We start from the raw sequence: 17,479 nt of genomic DNA on the forward strand, positions 1-17,479 counted from the left end.
CACCACCGGCCAAATGGGCTAACAGACTATGCAGTAAACACGATCAACTAAACCCAACCAAAAGTATGAAAAAAATTATGTACTGCAGCCCTGGCTGCGGTAGCAGAATCCTGCGGCGATCCCAGTGGATCAGACCCGGCTATTCAACCATTAAGCGCATTGTTATGAAGCTAAGTTTCATTTTGCTATTTATCAGCTTTGCCGTCCTGAAAGTTTCAGGGTCAGCAAGCGCTCAGCAGATCACCCTGGAGCGTAAAAATGTGCCATTAAAAGAAGTGCTGGAAGAAATTTCCAGGCAGAGTGGTTATAAGCTTTGGTATAACAATTCTCATTTGGAAAAGGCAGGTAAAGTATCAATCAAGATTCAAAAAGCACAATTGACTGATGCATTGGATGCATGTCTCAAAGGTCAACCATTAGTTTATGAAGTCCTGGGAAAGACAATAACAGTGCATTTAAAGCCGATCTCCCTGGAGAGCAAACCAGTAAGTCCCAAACAGCGAAAACCAATCAATGGAAAGGTCACCGATGAAAACGGGCAGCCGCTGCCCGGCGCAACAATTAGAATAAAAGGCACTCAAAGTGAAGCTACCACTGATGAGTTGGGCAGATTCAAGTTTAATGATGTTCAACCGGGAGCAACAATACTTGTTTCTTATATTGGGTTTGAGGATGCAGAGGTTACCGCACAGGACCAGGTGACCATAACCCTGCAAAGAAGCCTGTCGAAGCTCGATGAAGTTCAAGTGATTGCCTATGGAACGACAACACAGCGACTAAGTACAAGCGCCGTAGGCCGGATTACCGCTAAGGAAATAGAAAAACAGCCAGTAGCTAATCCCCTTGCTACCCTGGCTGGCCGGATTCCAGGCTTGGTTGTTTCTCAGAATTCAGGGTTACCGGGAAGCAGCTTTAAAATTCAAATCAGAGGCCGTACTTCTATAGAGAACAGTAGCGAGCCCTTGTTTTTAATAGACGGCGTTCCATTCAATGGGAATACACTTAATAATTTCGTTGGAGGAAATGACGGAATTACCGGTCAAAGTCCGTTCAATAATATCAACCCGGAAGACATCGAAAGTATCGATGTATTAAAGGATGCGGATGCAACAGCTATTTACGGTTCCCGCGGTGCAAACGGTGTCATTCTGATCACTACCAAGAAAGGAAAAGAGGGTAAAACAAAATTGACCGGGAACGTTTATACAGGAGTCGGGAAGTTAACCCGATCCATGCGATACCTGAATACACAGGAATATCTTTCGATGAGAAGGGAGGCATTTAAAAATGATGGTATCGAGCCAACAGTTGAAAATGCGCCAGATCTTTTGGTCTGGGATACGACCAGGTATACGGACTGGAAGAAATTGTTAGTTGGGGGAACAGCCCATTCAACCAATGCACAGGCAAGCCTGTCAGGAGGAAGTAATGGCACACAGTTTTTGATTGGTGCCAATTATCACAGGGAGACTACCGTAATGCCCGGTGACCTTGCTGACAATAGGGCCAACGTGCATTTAAATCTCAATCATCAATCAAAAGATGACAGATTTTATGCAAGGCTGACTGCCAGCTTTAGTAATGATAAGAATAACCTAATCGGAACAGATCTGACCAGCGCCATAAATACGGTTCCTAATGCCCCCTTGCCTTATGATGATAAGGGGAAATTAAACTGGAGCGAAGGGGGTGTTCAATTCGCAAATCCTTTGGGATACACGATGCAGCCGTATACTGCAAATACTGATAACCTCGTAAGTAATCTTCTGACCGGTTACCGAATTTTAAAAGGCTTGGAGATTAAGGCAAATTTTGGCTATACCAGCACGATTTTAAGGCAAACTTTGTTGAAACCTAAAGTATCGTTTGATCCGGCTGGCAGTCCGGTAAGTTCGTCCCAGTTTGGAAATAATATCGTCCGGACCTGGATCATAGAACCGCAGGCTGAATACAAATTCAGTATTGGGCGTAATACAGTCAGTACGCTTATCGGCGGGAGCTGGCAGGAGGATAAAGTTGATGGAACGACAATTAATGCGAATGACTTTTCCAGTGATGCATTGATTGGCTCCCCAGCCGCCGCCGCAAGCCTGACATCGACAGTAAATTTTAGCCAGTACCGTTACCAGGCAATTTTTGGCAGGATCAATTACAATTTTGCCAATAAATATATTGTTAATCTAACCGGCCGGCGTGACGGCTCTTCACGATTCGGAAGTGGTAATCAGTTTGCAAATTTTGGTGCTGTAGGAGCTGCCTGGATATTTTCAGAAGAAGATGTATTCAAGCAACAGCTGACCTTTTTAAGTTATGGTAAGTTAAGGGGTAGCTATGGGATTACCGGAAACGATAAGATTGGAGACTATAAGTTTTTAGACACCTGGTCTCCCACATACAATCCTTATCAGGGAACATCAGGTTTACAGCCAACTATTTTGAGTAATCCTAATTATGCCTGGGAAATCAATCATAAGCTGGAAACCGCAATCGAACTGGGGTTTTTCAAGGATCGGTTGTTGATTAATACCAGTTACTTTAGGAATAAAAGCAGTAACCAGCTGGTGAATTATACGGTTCCCAGTCAAACTGGTTTCAGAAGTTTGTTACGAAACTTTCCAGCTGTAGTACAGAATTCCGGTTATGAAATTTCCATTACAGCCGTTACCATCAAGCAGCAGAGCTTTAGCTGGTCAACTTCCCTCCATGTCACTGTTTCAAAAAACAAGTTGATAAGTTTTCCGGGTATCGAAAATTCCAGCTATTCCAGTATATACGTAGTTGGTCAACCTTTGGATATCCGCAGACTTTTTGAATTGACAGGCGTGGATACGCAAACAGGTATCTATCAATTTAAAGGAACATCCTATCCTGCAGATCTCAGCAGCATGGTGAATGTGACGCCCAAATTTTACGGTGGTTTACAAAATACCTTCTCCTATAAGGGAATACAGCTCGACTTGTTTTTCCAGTTTGTAAAGCAAAAGGGGAATAACTATTTCAGCTCAAATCTTTCAGGTACACCCGGCTCAATGATTAATCAACCGGACGTTGTTTTAAACAGGTGGAAAAACCAAGGGGATAATTCCAACATACAGCGGTACAGTACGCAACCTCTCGGCAGTGGCGATGCCGGTTTAGCATACTATTATCTCGCGTATCTATCTGATGGTAAGCTTTCAGATGCCTCTTTTATTCGTTTGAAAAATGCATCGCTATCATACGCTCTTCCTAAGTTTTGGACCGACCGGATAAAAGCAGAAACACTTACCTTTTTTGTCCAGGGGCAAAACCTGTTTACACTTACAAAGTTCCAAGGAAATGATCCGGAAAGCAGCGCATTCAGCGCTGACTATCTACCACAATTAAGAGTGCTAACTGCTGGTGTACGATTTACTTACTAATAAGATAGACATGAAAAATCACTATTTTTTTTTCCAAAAATATAACCTGGACTTTTTGAAAACAGTATTCGTTGTAATGTTGATTTCTGCCGGCCTGCTTGGTTGCAAAAAATTTTTAGATATCCCTCCTCCCAAAGATCAATTGATCGGGAAATCTGTATTCACCGATGACAAAAGTGCCACAGCAGCGATCATTGGCATCTATAGCAATATGATGCAAACAAACAGGCTGCACAGCTACAACTCGACCATTTTCACCTCGTTGGGTTCTGATGAATTATACTTCCCGTGGACCTATGACCCTGCGATGGTGCAATTTTACACAAATAATATACTGTCAGATAACCAAGAAATCAGTGCTAGCTGGTCATGGGGATATAATTATATCTATGCTGCCAATGCTTGTATAGAAGGCTTAAATAGTGCCAATAGGGTTACGGAAGGAACTAAAAACAGGCTACTGGGAGAAGCAAAATTTGTCAGGGCCTTTACTTATTTCTACCTGGTAAACTTATTTGGAGATGTCCCTCTGATTACTAAAACAGAATATATTACCAACGCTGAAACAGCGCGTACGCCCAAGGCTGAAATATATTCACAGATCATTGCTGATCTGAAAGAAGCTCAAATTTTATTGCCTGTCGATTATGCTACCAATGAACGGGTACGCCCCAATAAGTGGGCTGCCACAGCATTACTTGGCCGTGTTTATTTATACCAGAAAGATTGGATGAATGCTGCTGTTGAAGCGACCAAGGTGATTGAATCAGGCGTTTATAGCCCATTACCATCGTTAAACGATGTGTTTTTAAAAAACAGTGCAGAAACCATTTGGCAGCTCATGCCGGTGGACGGTTACCGCAATACATTTGTGGCTCCTTCTCTGATACCCTATGACGATACCCAGAGTCCATCGTACCCTCTGAGAGAAGATTTTGTAAAAGGCTTTGAAGTAAATGACCAGCGCGTTGTTGAGTGGATAGGGACCTCTGTCGAATTGGGAATAACATACAGGTATGTCCATAAATATAAAATAACTTCAGGAAGCCCTCTGAACGAATATTTGATTGTTTTAAGAGCCGCCGAACTATACCTGATACGTGCTGAGGCAAACGCCAATCTTAATCATATTAGTGACGCTATAGATAATCTGAATATCATACGAAAAAGGGCAGGTCTGAATGATCTATCTAAAACCCTCACCTCTTCCCAATGTATTGATGCAGTAGCGCAAGAGCGAAAAGCGGAACTCTTCGTAGAGTTCGGTCACAGGTGGCTTGATCTTAAAAGAACCGGGAAGCTGAATGAAGTTGTCGGTGCATTAAAGCCAACCTGGAAACCAACTGCCGACCTGTGGCCAATACCGCTAGACCAGATTAACGCGAATCAGAAACTTATTCAGAATCCTGGCTACTCCGGCAATTAAACCTAACCTTAAAAACACAATGAAATCACTAAGAATTATATCCGTTCTATTCATGTTGTCGTTCTTTTTAACAGCTGCGGCACAAAATAAAGAGTCTTCCAAAGTTCAGAAACCCGTAAGAAGCTTTACCGTCGGTGACACTATTCCTGACTTAATGCTTTCAGGTCTTCTAAACCATAAAACCGGCAGTACAAGTCTTTCAGAAATGAGAAAGGGAAAACTACTTATCCTGGATTTGTTTGCGACCTGGTGCGTACCATGTGTACGAGCGCTTCCAGAATTAAATAAGCTGCAGGATCAATTTAAAGATGAGCTGGTTATCCTTCCGGTAACTTATCAAAGCAAGGCGGAAGTTGTAGAGGCTATAGGTCGTAATTCAAATTTAAAGGCAAACAGGCTGCCGTTGTATGTAGGTGACAGTACGTTTCGTAAATGGTTTCCACACAGAGGATTACCACATGAAGTTTGGATCGACTCTAAGGGCGTTGTCATCGCTATTTCACAAGGGGAGGAAGTCTCTGCTGAAACGATAAAAAAAGCATTGATAAAAGACCTTATTCTGCCGGTGAAAAACGATGATATGAATTTTGACATCAGCAAGCCATTATTTGTACAGGGTAACGGAGGCAATGGTGAGAATTTCCTGTCACGGTCCATACTGGCGCCTTTTAATGATAGACTTTCTGGAGAAGATAAACGTAGTTTCGATCCAGAAGGAAACATGTACCGGTATACTGCTACTAATGCTTCATTGGAACAGCTTTATCGGTTAGCGTTCACCAAAGGAGCAAGTCCATTTTATAACCGGCGCACGACCGTTTACAAAGATATCGACACAGCAGAATTGACTGAGCCCGATGGGCGGCTTGCAGGTCGGGCATGGATAACTACTAATGGGTTTTGTTACGAGCTGAGCTTGCCCAAAGCGCTCCCCGCAGAGCGTTTTTATGAAGCCATGATGGCTGATCTTAACAGAGCCCAGGATAAGATCACAGTTACGATAGAAAAGAGGAAAATCGAGTGCTGGCGTATAGTAAGGGTGACTGGGGAGGATAAATCAAACCGCTTGAAAGAGATTCAGAAATCATTTCTATTTAAAGGTGAAGCTAGAAATGTTCCATTACCATCTGTGATAAGTTTTTTAGCGGGCTTTGAAAATGTAGCGCCAATATTGGATGAAACAGGTTTGGGAAAATCCCTGCTAATGGATGTTGAATTTATCAAGAATGAATATCCGATAAAGTTTCCAGCTATAGAGGAGATCCGTAAATGCTTTAAAAGGTATGGCCTGGACTTTATCAAAGGCGAAAAGGAAATGGATGTTATGGTGATTGCCCGTAAGGTCTCCTGAATTACGAAAAAGAGGGAATTTTATAATAACCAACCTGAGTATAGTAAACAGCGATGAGCAGATTCCCTAAAACTTTCAGGGATTGGATTTTTTCATGCGCTATCATTGGCAGATAAAAACTGCCCAGATATTTTCCATTCTTAATCGCATAGACATCAATTGGCATATTCTTACTTAAATACTCTGGTTTTTCATTGTCTGCCCTGGCCATTGAGAACACGTATAACAAACCATCCGCGCAACAAGAGGAATAGTTGATAAATTTAGCAGGGTCATGTGAGGTAAAGGACAAAAAAGAATATCTCTGTTTTATCCTTGCTGAGGTGTTCTGAAAAGTTGAAAAGGTGTCAATCGTTTTGTAGCTCGAAAGCAAATTTAATGCTGTATCGAGGCATTCAAAAACACCCCGGCGAAAGTATACATATAAAATCCTGTTTGTTACGGAATCATAATGCAGCATACCATCTGTTATGACGCCACCATCATTGAAACTTTGGGGCAACAGCTTACTACTATGAAATGAATTGGACCTGACATTATATCTTGTAAAAACCTGGTCTCTGATGCCGTTTTTAAATTGCCTAAACACAAACTTTCCATTGCCAAGACTTGCAATCCTGGTTAACATTGGTCCGGGAGGATGTAGTTTTTGCGAAGTCTGGGTTTCAAGGTTGCACTTATAAACAGTGAGCTTGTTACCTCCAATAATATAGGCATCCGGGAAATCAATGGCGGTCTCCTGGAAGTCTATGCTATCTACGTTTAATCTCATCACCTGTTTTTCTATTCCGTTGTGATCGGTAACGATTATTTGACCAGGTGATAAGGTAGTAATGTAGGCAAATGAATTTGTTATAGCTGCCACCTCTTTGATAGGCTGGGAACATTGAAGGATATGGCTGGGCGCAAGTAACAAGTATGATTTTTTCCGCTGAAATCCATTGTCTCTACTGGCTTTCATTTCAGACAACGACCACAAGCCAACAATTATTAAAATCGGCAAAATAGTCACCAATAAAATAGTTTTTTGTTTCATGGATGTAGGTTTTGATAAAAGCTACTGGCACCTACTGGCACCAGTAGCTTAAGATTCAGCAGTAGCTTAAGTCTTCCAATTGCTATTGGAAGCGGCGCGTGGCCAACACATTCACATTGGCATCATACTGCGTGGAGCAAAGCGCTTTGTTGCCTGTACATTGTGACGGAGGAGCCGGGCTAGCCGTTTGATCCTGAGGATAGCTTGGCTCATACCAGCCAGCGGTAATGCCGTGGCTTACGAAAGCGGTTCCGGTGGCAAGTAAAAAGGCAACGGCGGCAAGAGATAATTTGAGATGTTTCATGATGTTTCTGTTTTACAGTTTTTAAGAATGATTGAAATAGGGTGCTGACTTCCTTTGAGGTTGAAGTCTATCAGCGGTGAAGAAATGCCTGCACATGTCGATCCTGTTCCACCAGAATGCAGGGTTGTTCTGGCGAAAGTTTCCTTAAATCGGTATGGGTAATGTGATATTTAGAATGAGTAGCAAGTCGATGCTAAGTAGATCCGGAGGATATCCTTAGGTTTTTCGTAAGGTCAGTAGGGGCCGGACGTTTTTGCTGCATAAGTATTTCTACAAAATTGATAGCAATAAAGAACAAATTGAAAAGAATGTGAGTATACCAGGAAAAACGCCCAATAATGCCTCCGCAAGAGCAAGGAACTGATGTGCTAAAGTTTAGGATGGCAAACAGATAGCAGGTAAAAAGAACAAGTAAAAACAAGGAACAGTATAAGCCGGCGACCGCTGTACGCTTTCTGAGTAACAATACTGCGATGATAAGTTCAATTACGGGCACTAATATAGCCAAGGTACTGGCAAAGGACGTGAGCAACGGTGATTGGCCTAATTGGATGGTGAATGCATTGTAATCCAGTAGCTTGCTTACTGCAGCATAAACCCACAATAATATGAGTAGAAATATGGTGAGTTCGGTAAAAATTTTCTGAGCGCGCATTGTGCAACTTTTGAAGGTTAATAATGCAATTCTATTTATTAAACTTTGTAATAATTATGCTATAGAAAATATGATATGTTAATCGACCCGTACAGGCCATAAAAGTTGAAAGTTTGATGTACTTTGATGATTATCTGTAAGTAGTATGCTGTAAACCCTAACCTAAAACTCCAACAGCACTCTCAAATAACATCATTTAAGGAAAGCTGTTTACAGCACACAGAATTACGAAATCCTACCTTCTACCTGTTTGACACGTCGAGCTCGTAGGTGTGCAGGTATGACTCAAGGTTGGAATGGTAGTAGTTGTAGTCGTGTAAGTCAGAGTTGTATCATAACCCACAAAGGCTGATGGTGCCTTAAACAGAACCTTTCTTGAACTTGATAATTGAATGTTTTTTGTTGTCATAGCAGTAATAATTTGTTATTTCTTGCTCTTTAAAAATAAGCCCCACTTTAAATCCAACACAATTCATAGCATACTTCCGTTAAAATTTACCTCCCTGTTGGACAGTTTGAACTTGTTGGTGTACAAGTATAACTGGCAGTTGGAACTGTAGTCGTAGTTGCTAATGTTGAAAGCGTAGTGTCAAAACTTAATTCAGCGGCCTTGTTCTTAAATCTGAATAAGGTTTTACTGGTACTGGTTAACCTTTTAATTGAATTGTTCATGATAATTTTTGATTTGGTTTATAATTAATCCTTTAATGAACTAAAGATATATATCCCAAAACCCTTTGAAAAATTTAACCCGTGAACGACAAAAAATAGCGGTGAACGACATTTTTTAGTTCCTAAAAACTGGTTTGACAACTGATACATGTGATTATGAAAGAAGCAAAACAAAGTTTAGTTCCTACTTATGCTCTATTGGCAATCGTTTTATTTATTAGCCACGAACAATTTGGAAGTATAGTAATACTTAAAAATATGCTTGATATCAAAGCATTTCAAGGCTTAAGTATTGTCTACTTTTTTGACATTTTATTTTTTTTAGTTGCTCTGTTTACACTTTCATTATTTAAATTGACGAGTGTTGGGCGTTACTTTCTTTTTATAGTAGTAAATATCTTTTTGAGTTTTGCATATGTTGGATTTCATTTGTTGGGACAGCTACTAGCTTTGCATCTCGATCTGCACAATGTAGAATATGAATTCAGCAGACCTTTCATTTTTGTTGCCTATATCCGCGGAGGATTTGTCCTGACTTATGCTCTTGTCGTTGATTTCTACAGAAGGGGACATGATAGTGAAAGACAAGCACAGCAAGCCATTGCTAAGCAAAAGGAATTGGAGTTTGCATACAACCACACGCAAGTCAGTCCTCATCTACTTTCCAATGGATTCACCTTTATCAATTCCATTGTTGAACCACTCTCATCAGATGCCTCAAAAGCTATACTTGAACTGGCAAGTATATATCGCTATTCTGCGATGGATATTGGTAAGATCAGGAATGTACCGCTGAGTGATGAGGTCGATCAGGTTGAAAGTTATCTCAACTTTCACAGGCTGCTTTACAATGATGAGATCAGCGTAAAGTGCATTTTGAATATTGACTCAGCCGCAGAACGTGTGACCATTCCACCGATGCTTTTAGTAAACTTTGTAGAGAATATTTTTAAGCATGGCAATTTCAGGAGTAAAGAAACCCCCACCCTTATTACCATCACATTTGATGGCTGGCAACTCCAGTACCAATCAACAAATCCAATAAAGAAAACTAAGATCAAAAGTCCTGAAGGAATAGGGATGAAGAACACCATTGCCAAGCTGGAAAACCGGTTCCCCGGTGCATACACACTAGAGCACGGAGTAAAGGATAATTTTTATGAACTGAATTTAATTGTGCGTTATGGAAGAGAAGAAATATGATATCCTGATTATTGACGACCAATTGGCCCCGATAAAAGTCTTTGCTAAGCACATTGAGCAAACAGAAAATCTGAGGCTCATTGGATATGAAACCAATCCAATTGTGGCGATTCAAAAACTACTTACCAAGGAACTGACGGCCGACATTATCCTGCTGGACATTCAGATGCCCGAACTGTCCGGCTTTGATGTCGCATTAGAGATCGGCACTATTGCTCATATCATCTTCATCACAGGATACGAGAACTATGCGCTGCCGGCATTTGACTATGATGCTGACGACTTTTTGATGAAGAATGCAACACTGGAACGATTCAAAAAAGCCATCAAAAAAGCCGTCAGTAGAATAGAGCTGCAACGAATCGCTGAACTGCAAGATCAGCTCATTAAGGTTTCATTGAAAGTGGATGGCAGGCTTGTATTATTCGAAAAAGCAGACATAGAATATTTTGAAGGTCTGGACTATTTTATAAAGGTAGCGTTGAGCAGTGGTAGGGTCAAAGTCTGCAGCAACAGAATGAAAGAATTGGCTAAAGAATATGCTGATAAAGGATTCATGCGCATCCATAAATCCTTTTTAATCAATCTGAATAAAGTAGCTTCGATCGACGGTAATCATGCCTTGATGAAGAATGGTAAGAAACTGCCCATTGGCAGATTATACAGGCGTGAATTCATTGAAAAGATAAAGCGTTAGTAAAGTCCTCTAACTCTGGCCCTCATTAAAAATCCCCATCTTCGCATAATGCTCATTTGAAAAACTTCCGTTCATTAAAATTTCAATACACCGGCCATTGAGCAAAGCTTCAATAAGGTGATGTGTGGAAATGTGCCGGAACGCCGCCGAGGTTTTAGTCAGCGTCAATAGCTCAATCATTGCAATTGGATTGAGGATAAACTTAAAATTCTGGTTTAGCGGTTCCGAAAGCTTGTGTGCGATCTGGTGGAAATAAATGCCAAGCTGCAGCCTAATGAACTGTAGGGAATCCATGAGAATAGCTTTAGGAGCTGATTGCAAAGCCAAGCCCTTTTCCTGAACGTGGTGTAGGTGGTGGTAATGAAAACTAATGATCTCCCAAAAGATTCCTTCCTCATTACTGCTCGACTCATAATTTCTAAAGTGGTTCAACACCCGTTCCTGCTCAGCTTCTACCTGGCTGCTCAGCAATGTGAGGTCAAATTGGTAAGGGTTTGAAAGATCCTGCATTTCCGCAATCATACTTTCAAATAGGGCAAATTCATTTTTCACTTAAGTAAGTTTAGCAGTTATAGTAACGCATACAGCCGGTAGGGCTGAAAGCGTAAAGCCTGCGCAATACTAGGAAAAATTAGAAAATGGAAAAATTGTATTATACATTATTGACAGGAAAGGTTTAATAGTTAATACATTGCCTCTAAATATTGCCTTAATCATCTTTTTTTGCCATCTGTTTCAATAGCTCAATGTATTCATCCTTTTGTTTGATTAATTGTTCTTGAAGTTTTGCATTATGGGTTTTCTCTTCAAGCAGTCGTTCATACATCTCTACATCAACCTTGCGGCAGTCAAACCCTACACCCTTATTACCTTCATATTGATGCACATTCTGAATCAATTGTTCTTCAAGGTTTTTGATAAGATCGGGATGAATACGCAAGATGGCTCCAATCCGTTCTAAAAGAACATTATCAATTTCTTGTTGTTGTTCGATTTTTGAATATTCCTGCTGTACAATGTCAAGTTTGCCAGCAACAACCTCCTGGGTAATATCCAAAAGTTTCCTTAATCGCTTTAAATTACGACCGTGGTGAATTGTAGGGATCATGATTGATAATTGATTCTTAACCCGAAAATACAATAGAAATAAACGCGATCCCATCTGGGAGTCAAATTAAGAGAATCCTACATTAAAATGGTTCGGTTTATCGCATAAAATATTGATATAGGCAAGGGTGTTTTTCCTGTATTTTTTAGGAAAAGACCTGATTTTTTCAGCAGAGTTTTTCCTGTATTTTTTCTCTCCGATATATTTGTTTAGTAAAATACAATCACTGAGGTAGAAATGAACTTAGCTACATTGTTTTATAAGAATATATTGCCATAATATTCTGTAGATTTCCTTTGCCATATATGAAGCAATTGTGCCTAACTGTTCCACTCCTGCAGAGGGCCATTTATTAAGTAATTTCTTATCTAGTTGCGAAATAAATGCTTTATAATTTTCAATCTTGAAACAATTAGAAAATAAACTAAATACATAATAAATATATGAAATAAATTCATTTGATTATGTATTGGAATGACCTGTTGTAAAATACAAAGGTATTTAACCGCCAGGATGTCTTCCTTCATTTTGAGATGTCATTAGTGAAGATACCTTTGTTCTGCGCTCCACTATTTCCCTTGGGCCTGTATCCAGCATAGTGTTGCAAACAATCACAATTATCTTTTCATGCTCTAACTATGAGGCTCAAACTCATATTGATCTGGTTTTCTGGTGTCCTGTGCTTTAGCTTATCGGCCAAAGCACAAGAAAACGAACACTTGTATATCCAGGGGCGTCGCTACATGGACATCAATATCCATGCACTGGATAAGTACAGTAAACGACTGGAACGGACCCAAAAGAATTTACTCAACAAATTAAAGCGTAAAGAACAGCGGCTGGCACATCGGTTGAAACGGACCGACTCTGTAGCGTATGCACGTTTTAAGAATGATCCGCTTACCTACGATTCGATCTCGAAGCTGGCCCGCCACCCCGACAGTGCCACAATCACTGCAAAGACCTTAAAAGGCGGACAGAAAGCTGTCGATTCTCTTAAAGGCGTTTACAATTTCCTGCAGCGCAAAGCAGGACAGGCAGGGAGTACTGTAAACAGTGGTTTAAGTACTTTAAACAATGCCGGTGTCACTACCGGGCTGGAAGGCTACAGCCAGGAGCTGAGCAACCTGCAAAACCGCTTGGCCTACGATCAGTATATCACCGATCTCACCAGCAAGCATGCGCTCAACCTGCAAAGTATAGCAGGTGGTAAAGGCAATATTACCGGTATTCAGAAAGAGTTATTCTATGCTAAGGCAAAGATGAACGAATGGAAAAAGATAGCCGAAGACCCGTCAGCGCTTGAAGAGAAAGCACTGGAGTACCTGCAGGGGACAAAAGGATTTGATATAAGCCTTGACAAAGCATTGAATAGCCAGCCGGGCAATAGCATGAACAGTGCCACCAGTGCGGATGATTTAGAAAAAATGGGCTTCATGACGAAGAGAATGATGAACAATGCACTGCAGCAGAAATTTGGCAACAGCCTACAGGCTGTTCAGGGCAATGTTGGTAAAGAGGTGAGCCAGTGGCAGGACAAAGCGCAGACCCTGCATGGCCAGGTAAAAGAAACAAAGCAAAGCCTCAGTGCCCTTAAGAATACCGGCAAGCCATCGTTTAAAGTGAACCCGATGCGCGGCTTACCTTTCTGGCACCGGGTAGAAAAGCAATATAGCTTCAATACGGCCAGGGCAGCCACTACAGCCGATGGCACCCCACGTCCGGCCATCCTCACGCTATCTGCAGGCCTGGCTTATAGGCAGACACCGAAGCTAAGTGCTGGCATAGGTATAGCAGGAGATATAGGGCTGGGCCAAAACTGGTCCTCGATCAGGTTTACGTTTGAAGGGATAGGATTCAGGACATTCCTTGACTGGAAATGGCAGTATGGGATTGGTGCCTATGCAGGGTACGAACGAACCTACCGGCAGGCAGCATTCAGCGGCACGAAAGAAACAAGCACACCAATGCTACAACCCTCGCCACATAATAACCAGAACTGGAGCGAAGCGCTTTTATTAGGGATAACAAAATCCTACAAAATAAACAGCAGATGGTATGGAACGATACAGGTGTTATATGATGTGTGGTGGCGCGATAAAGGGCTTCGATCACCTGTTATTCTAAGATTTGTAAACGCCACATAATTATACAATAGATGCAGATAGGTTGCAGGTATCAGATATTCCTTTGCTGCTATATATTATTAACCTGCAGATCAGAACGATTAGCACTTCAGTTTATCATCACTCAACAAAATACCCCATGAAAAAACTATTAAGGCTGTTGCTGCCCGCCCTTTTACTAGCAGCAAATGTCCAGGCACAAAATGAGCCGGGCGGCGCTACGGGTGTAGGCGCATCTACGGAACGCCCATCGGCAGGACACGGTAGCCCCGGCCTGAACGGCTTATTCAATGTGAACCAGTATGATGGTACGGCCAGCATTAATATCCCGCTTCATAGCTATTCAATAAATGGCCTTAACCTCGGTGTTTCCATCAGCTATGATACGCATGGCCTGAAAGTCGATGAGCGCGAAAGCAATATCGGCATGGGGTGGTCTTTAAATTTAGGCGGCTCGATACAAAGGGAAATCAAAGAACTGGAAGATGAAGTGACCATTACGAACCCACCAAACGTCAATTTCCCGAATCGCCCTACACCTGTTTATACCGGCTGCTGGTTTGACGAGAGAGGCCGCGTAGGAAATGATGCAGTAGCGGGAGATGTCAAAGAAAAGCAGCAGGATCTGTTCCATGCCAGTTTCGCAGGCCGCTCTGTTTCGTTTGAAATGAAGATCAATGAATATAATGGGGTCGAGTGCAAAACAAACCCCGTTTCCGGCTTGTCGATCCGGCCATTCTTCGATAACTGTGAATTTACCAGTCCTGCCGGTCAGCGTGTCGGTCCAATCCATGAATTATGGCACCTCATCGATAAATCGCCTACAAAAAATATCCTGGGGTTCCAGATCAGGGATGAGAAAGGCAATGTGTTCATCTTTACCAGGGGAAACTATAACACAAAAGTAGTTAATGCCGCCTGTACCTATTATCCTGCCACCAGCTGGAACCTTTCAGAAGTAATTACAAAAGACAACCAGCACGTAAAATATACTTACGCTGCACTGGATGTTGATTATATAGAAAGCCATGAAGAGAGCGTGACGGAAGTAAATGAAGCGGTGCCTGAATGGGGCGTAGCGGCAGGTATCACGGTGAATGAAAATAAGGATGTGAACTTTAAAGGGCAAACGACCTTTATTGAGCGAATAGAATACCCCAATGGGGTGGTGCTCGACTTCTTTTATAAAGAAGATCAATGGCCGATGGAACCTCTACGGCCATTGGATAAGCTGGTCATATCGAGTAAGTACGATAATAATGTAAAGAACCAAAAGACCTACCGGTTTAACTACGCGTTTTATCACAGCCCCTGGAAAACCTATACGGCAACGGAAGTTCCCTATACATCATCCCAGGGCCGTTTAAACTATTATGCAGGTCCGGACGATGCAGAGAAGATCAAACAGGCAAAGCATGGCTGGCGGTTAAAGCTGAAAGGCATTGACATTATCGGCAACGACAACCTGACTGTCGAGCCTTACTTCTCTTTTGAATACAACAACAATCCGTTGCCGCAACGATTTAGCCCCAGCAAAGATTATTATGGCTATTATAACGGTAAAATGCCCGTTTCTTCACATTCCTCATTGGCAGGATTAACTGTGCCGCTCCATACCAATACCGTCTTCAATGCAACCTATGGAACGGATAAAAGTTCGGCATTCAGCTATGCCAGATCAGGCATACTGGAACAGATGAAGAACGGCACTGGTGGCGCTGTCCAGTTTACCTATAAAGAGCATGTACTCAGCAACCCGGCAGCAGGCTATAAGGGTTGCCTTACCCCGTCGACGAAGCCACACCCGGACTACGAGTTTTCAGATGCCAATGACGGCCTTTGTATCGATATGGTAGTTGTCAGCGACGGTTATTCGGAAGACAATACGGTAAAAACACAATACGTCTTTTCAGGTGGCCAGCGCTTCTTCCGTGGCGGCCTGAGCTGGGTGCCCTGGGGCGTGAGCAAAGGAACAAAAGGAAGAACCTATTACAACAGCTGTGTGATACCGATGCAGTTTATTAACGGTTCTAATCATGGGTATAGTTACTGCGAAGTGAAAAACTTTAATGCTGCCGGTACTTTTATGGGCAGCACGAAAATGCATTTCACCAACCTGATCCTGGAAAGCAATACCAATCAGTCGAACCTGAAAATGGAAACAGATAGTATCTACAACTTCTATCCGATAGACTACTTTTTTACCTACCGGATGGGCAAGCCACTGGATATGACCGATTACGACCCGATGGGCAATATAAAGAGCCAGGTTGCTTATGAATACAGGGATGATTTTAATCCGGTGTTGAATGGAACCGTTTACCGCTCATATGATAATGAGTACCGGGCGCCGGAACAGGTACGCTACAATAACTTTTTCTGTTTTCCATTTCTTGTCAAAAAGAAAACGGAAACCAGCACCACCGATAACGGCGCGTTTGTCAAAGCTCAGGATTACACCTACAACGACCATTTTGAATTACAGACAGTAAGTTGGCTGGATGACAATGGCAACCTGAATACCAAAAAGTTTAAATACACTTATAATTCACCTCACCCGCTTAATCCAAAGGGTATCTGGCTGCCTTTGTTCACAGAATTGGAAAGGACGGTAAACAATAGCACTTACCTCGTAGATAGAACAGAAGAGATATGGAATGAGAACCCAAACCAGGTTAACAATTATAAATATGGCGGCAATAAGCGTTTTTGCTACAATTCGCTTTATAACAACAGTAACAACAATGCCCAGGACTACCAGATCAGGTCTGCAAAATATGTAGCCTGGGATGGGAAAGGGAATACTACCCAGGCAGAAGATGAAGAAGATGAAAAATCGGTAGCTTATATATGGGATACACGTGTTGGACAAAATATTGCTACAGCAAACAACGCCACTTTTGAGCAGATCGCCTATACCAGCTTTGAGGGAGGTTATGAACCATTCGGAACCGCAGACGACAACAAAGGCAACTGGGACTTTAATCCATCAAGTATCGTCTATGTATCTCCAAGCAGTAGCGGCCAGCCGATGACTGGACATTATTACTATGACCTGGGCAACCAGAACGATATCATTTCCAAATATCCGCTTGCCAGTGGTGCTAAGTTTCAACTGACCTTTTGGGCGACCGCACCACCTGACATCAGCGGCACCAGCAATCTGCAGCTAAACGAGCAACTGGTAATCGGTAGCTGGAAGCTTTATACAGCGGAAATTATTGGCAGCGGCCAGCAGCTGGCTATTTCGCGTCCTTCCGGTGGTTCCATCCACATCGATGAGCTGCGGCTCCATCCGTTTGATGCGGATATGACTACGACCACCTATGAACCACTGTTCGGTGCCAATAGTGTCTGCGATGCGAGGTGTAACATCCAATATATGGAATATGATGCAATGGGCAGGCAAACCATAACCCGCGACATCAACCGGAATATTCTTAAAGTAAACAGAACGGTGGTTGCTGGCAACGATAACTATTGATCCTCACTCAAAAAAA

Annotated in this window: 13 protein-coding genes; 7 read left to right on the top strand and 6 right to left on the bottom strand. The window is 42.1% G+C overall.

Annotated elements, in window-relative coordinates; all coding sequences use genetic code 11:
* Window positions 1-164 precede the first annotated feature (164 nt).
* The 3 genes from R2Q78_RS00310 to R2Q78_RS00320 are packed head-to-tail and all read left to right on the top strand — an operon-like array spanning window position 165 to window position 6,178.
* Window positions 165-3,401, top strand: a complete 3,237-nt coding sequence (locus R2Q78_RS00310; RefSeq protein WP_316787789.1) for a SusC/RagA family TonB-linked outer membrane protein — start codon at window positions 165-167, stop codon at window positions 3,399-3,401.
* Window positions 3,402-3,456: 55 nt separating this feature from the next.
* The gene (locus R2Q78_RS00315; RefSeq protein ID WP_316787790.1) at window positions 3,457-4,827 is read left to right on the top strand and encodes a RagB/SusD family nutrient uptake outer membrane protein; all 1,371 of its coding nucleotides are present in this window, start codon (window positions 3,457-3,459) and stop codon (window positions 4,825-4,827) included.
* Between the two features lie 19 nt (window positions 4,828-4,846).
* On the top strand, window positions 4,847-6,178 hold the full coding sequence (locus R2Q78_RS00320) for a TlpA family protein disulfide reductase (RefSeq protein WP_316787792.1): 1,332 nt from the start codon (window positions 4,847-4,849) through the stop codon (window positions 6,176-6,178).
* A gap of 1 nt (window position 6,179) precedes the next feature.
* Here the strand turns inward: R2Q78_RS00320 and R2Q78_RS00325 are convergent, their stop codons facing one another.
* The 4 genes from R2Q78_RS00325 to R2Q78_RS00340 all read right to left on the bottom strand — a co-directional run bounded on the left by R2Q78_RS00325 (window position 6,180) and on the right by R2Q78_RS00340 (window position 8,845).
* Complete coding sequence (locus tag R2Q78_RS00325; protein ID WP_316787794.1) at window positions 6,180-7,214, bottom strand: hypothetical protein; 1,035 nt, start codon at window positions 7,212-7,214, stop codon at window positions 6,180-6,182.
* 82 nt (window positions 7,215-7,296) lie between these two features.
* Window positions 7,297-7,518, bottom strand: coding sequence for a DUF6520 family protein (locus R2Q78_RS00330; RefSeq protein WP_316787797.1), 222 nt, complete (start codon window positions 7,516-7,518; stop codon window positions 7,297-7,299).
* A gap of 193 nt (window positions 7,519-7,711) precedes the next feature.
* The gene (locus R2Q78_RS00335; protein ID WP_316787799.1) at window positions 7,712-8,173 is read right to left on the bottom strand and encodes a MauE/DoxX family redox-associated membrane protein; all 462 of its coding nucleotides are present in this window, start codon (window positions 8,171-8,173) and stop codon (window positions 7,712-7,714) included.
* 495 nt (window positions 8,174-8,668) lie between these two features.
* Complete coding sequence (locus R2Q78_RS00340; protein ID WP_316787801.1) at window positions 8,669-8,845, bottom strand: hypothetical protein; 177 nt, start codon at window positions 8,843-8,845, stop codon at window positions 8,669-8,671.
* Window positions 8,846-9,001: 156 nt separating this feature from the next.
* On the opposite strand from R2Q78_RS00340, the gene R2Q78_RS00345 reads away from it, so the two are divergent.
* Window positions 9,002-10,048: a sensor histidine kinase gene (locus tag R2Q78_RS00345; RefSeq protein WP_316787803.1), complete on the top strand. Its 1,047-nt coding sequence runs from the start codon at window positions 9,002-9,004 to the stop codon at window positions 10,046-10,048.
* Window positions 10,029-10,745 carry a LytTR family DNA-binding domain-containing protein gene (locus R2Q78_RS00350; protein WP_316787805.1) on the top strand — a complete coding sequence of 239 codons (717 nt, stop codon included), beginning with the start codon at window positions 10,029-10,031 and terminating at the stop codon, window positions 10,743-10,745. The genes R2Q78_RS00345 and R2Q78_RS00350 overlap by 20 nt, the downstream gene beginning before the upstream one ends.
* A gap of 9 nt (window positions 10,746-10,754) precedes the next feature.
* Here the strand turns inward: R2Q78_RS00350 and R2Q78_RS00355 are convergent, their stop codons facing one another.
* Both R2Q78_RS00355 and R2Q78_RS00360 read right to left on the bottom strand, forming a co-directional pair.
* The gene (locus tag R2Q78_RS00355) at window positions 10,755-11,297 is read right to left on the bottom strand and encodes a hypothetical protein (protein WP_316787807.1); all 543 of its coding nucleotides are present in this window, start codon (window positions 11,295-11,297) and stop codon (window positions 10,755-10,757) included.
* Window positions 11,298-11,454: 157 nt separating this feature from the next.
* Window positions 11,455-11,853, bottom strand: a complete 399-nt coding sequence (locus R2Q78_RS00360) for a helix-turn-helix transcriptional regulator (protein ID WP_316787809.1) — start codon at window positions 11,851-11,853, stop codon at window positions 11,455-11,457.
* A gap of 638 nt (window positions 11,854-12,491) precedes the next feature.
* Between R2Q78_RS00360 and R2Q78_RS00365 the strand changes: the two genes are divergently transcribed.
* Together R2Q78_RS00365 and R2Q78_RS00370 are read left to right on the top strand one after the other, a co-directional pair.
* Window positions 12,492-14,000 (top strand): hypothetical protein, encoded by a 1,509-nt coding sequence (locus tag R2Q78_RS00365; protein WP_316787811.1) that lies wholly within the window; start codon window positions 12,492-12,494, stop codon window positions 13,998-14,000.
* A gap of 118 nt (window positions 14,001-14,118) precedes the next feature.
* The gene (locus R2Q78_RS00370) at window positions 14,119-17,463 is read left to right on the top strand and encodes a hypothetical protein (protein ID WP_316787813.1); all 3,345 of its coding nucleotides are present in this window, start codon (window positions 14,119-14,121) and stop codon (window positions 17,461-17,463) included.
* Window positions 17,464-17,479: the final 16 nt, after the last annotated feature.

Origin of the sequence: Pedobacter frigoris (genome assembly GCF_032678645.1) — a bacterium.
GTDB classification, from domain to species: domain Bacteria; phylum Bacteroidota; class Bacteroidia; order Sphingobacteriales; family Sphingobacteriaceae; genus Pedobacter; species Pedobacter frigoris_A.

Excerpts from the sequence above, each read along its gene's own strand:
- R2Q78_RS00310 (WP_316787789.1), top strand. The coding sequence starts at position 165 with ATGAAGCTAAGTTTCATTTTGCTATTTATCAGCTTTGCCGTCCTGAAA.
- R2Q78_RS00320 (WP_316787792.1), top strand. The coding sequence starts at position 4,847 with ATGAAATCACTAAGAATTATATCCGTTCTATTCATGTTGTCGTTCTTT.
- R2Q78_RS00325 (WP_316787794.1), bottom strand. The coding sequence starts at position 7,214 with ATGAAACAAAAAACTATTTTATTGGTGACTATTTTGCCGATTTTAATA.
- R2Q78_RS00330 (WP_316787797.1), bottom strand. The coding sequence starts at position 7,518 with ATGAAACATCTCAAATTATCTCTTGCCGCCGTTGCCTTTTTACTTGCC.
- R2Q78_RS00335 (WP_316787799.1), bottom strand. The coding sequence starts at position 8,173 with ATGCGCGCTCAGAAAATTTTTACCGAACTCACCATATTTCTACTCATA.
- R2Q78_RS00340 (WP_316787801.1), bottom strand. The coding sequence starts at position 8,845 with ATGAACAATTCAATTAAAAGGTTAACCAGTACCAGTAAAACCTTATTC.
- R2Q78_RS00345 (WP_316787803.1), top strand. The coding sequence starts at position 9,002 with ATGAAAGAAGCAAAACAAAGTTTAGTTCCTACTTATGCTCTATTGGCA.
- R2Q78_RS00350 (WP_316787805.1), top strand. The coding sequence starts at position 10,029 with ATGGAAGAGAAGAAATATGATATCCTGATTATTGACGACCAATTGGCC.
- R2Q78_RS00360 (WP_316787809.1), bottom strand. The coding sequence starts at position 11,853 with ATGATCCCTACAATTCACCACGGTCGTAATTTAAAGCGATTAAGGAAA.
- R2Q78_RS00365 (WP_316787811.1), top strand. The coding sequence starts at position 12,492 with ATGAGGCTCAAACTCATATTGATCTGGTTTTCTGGTGTCCTGTGCTTT.
- R2Q78_RS00370 (WP_316787813.1), top strand. The coding sequence starts at position 14,119 with ATGAAAAAACTATTAAGGCTGTTGCTGCCCGCCCTTTTACTAGCAGCA.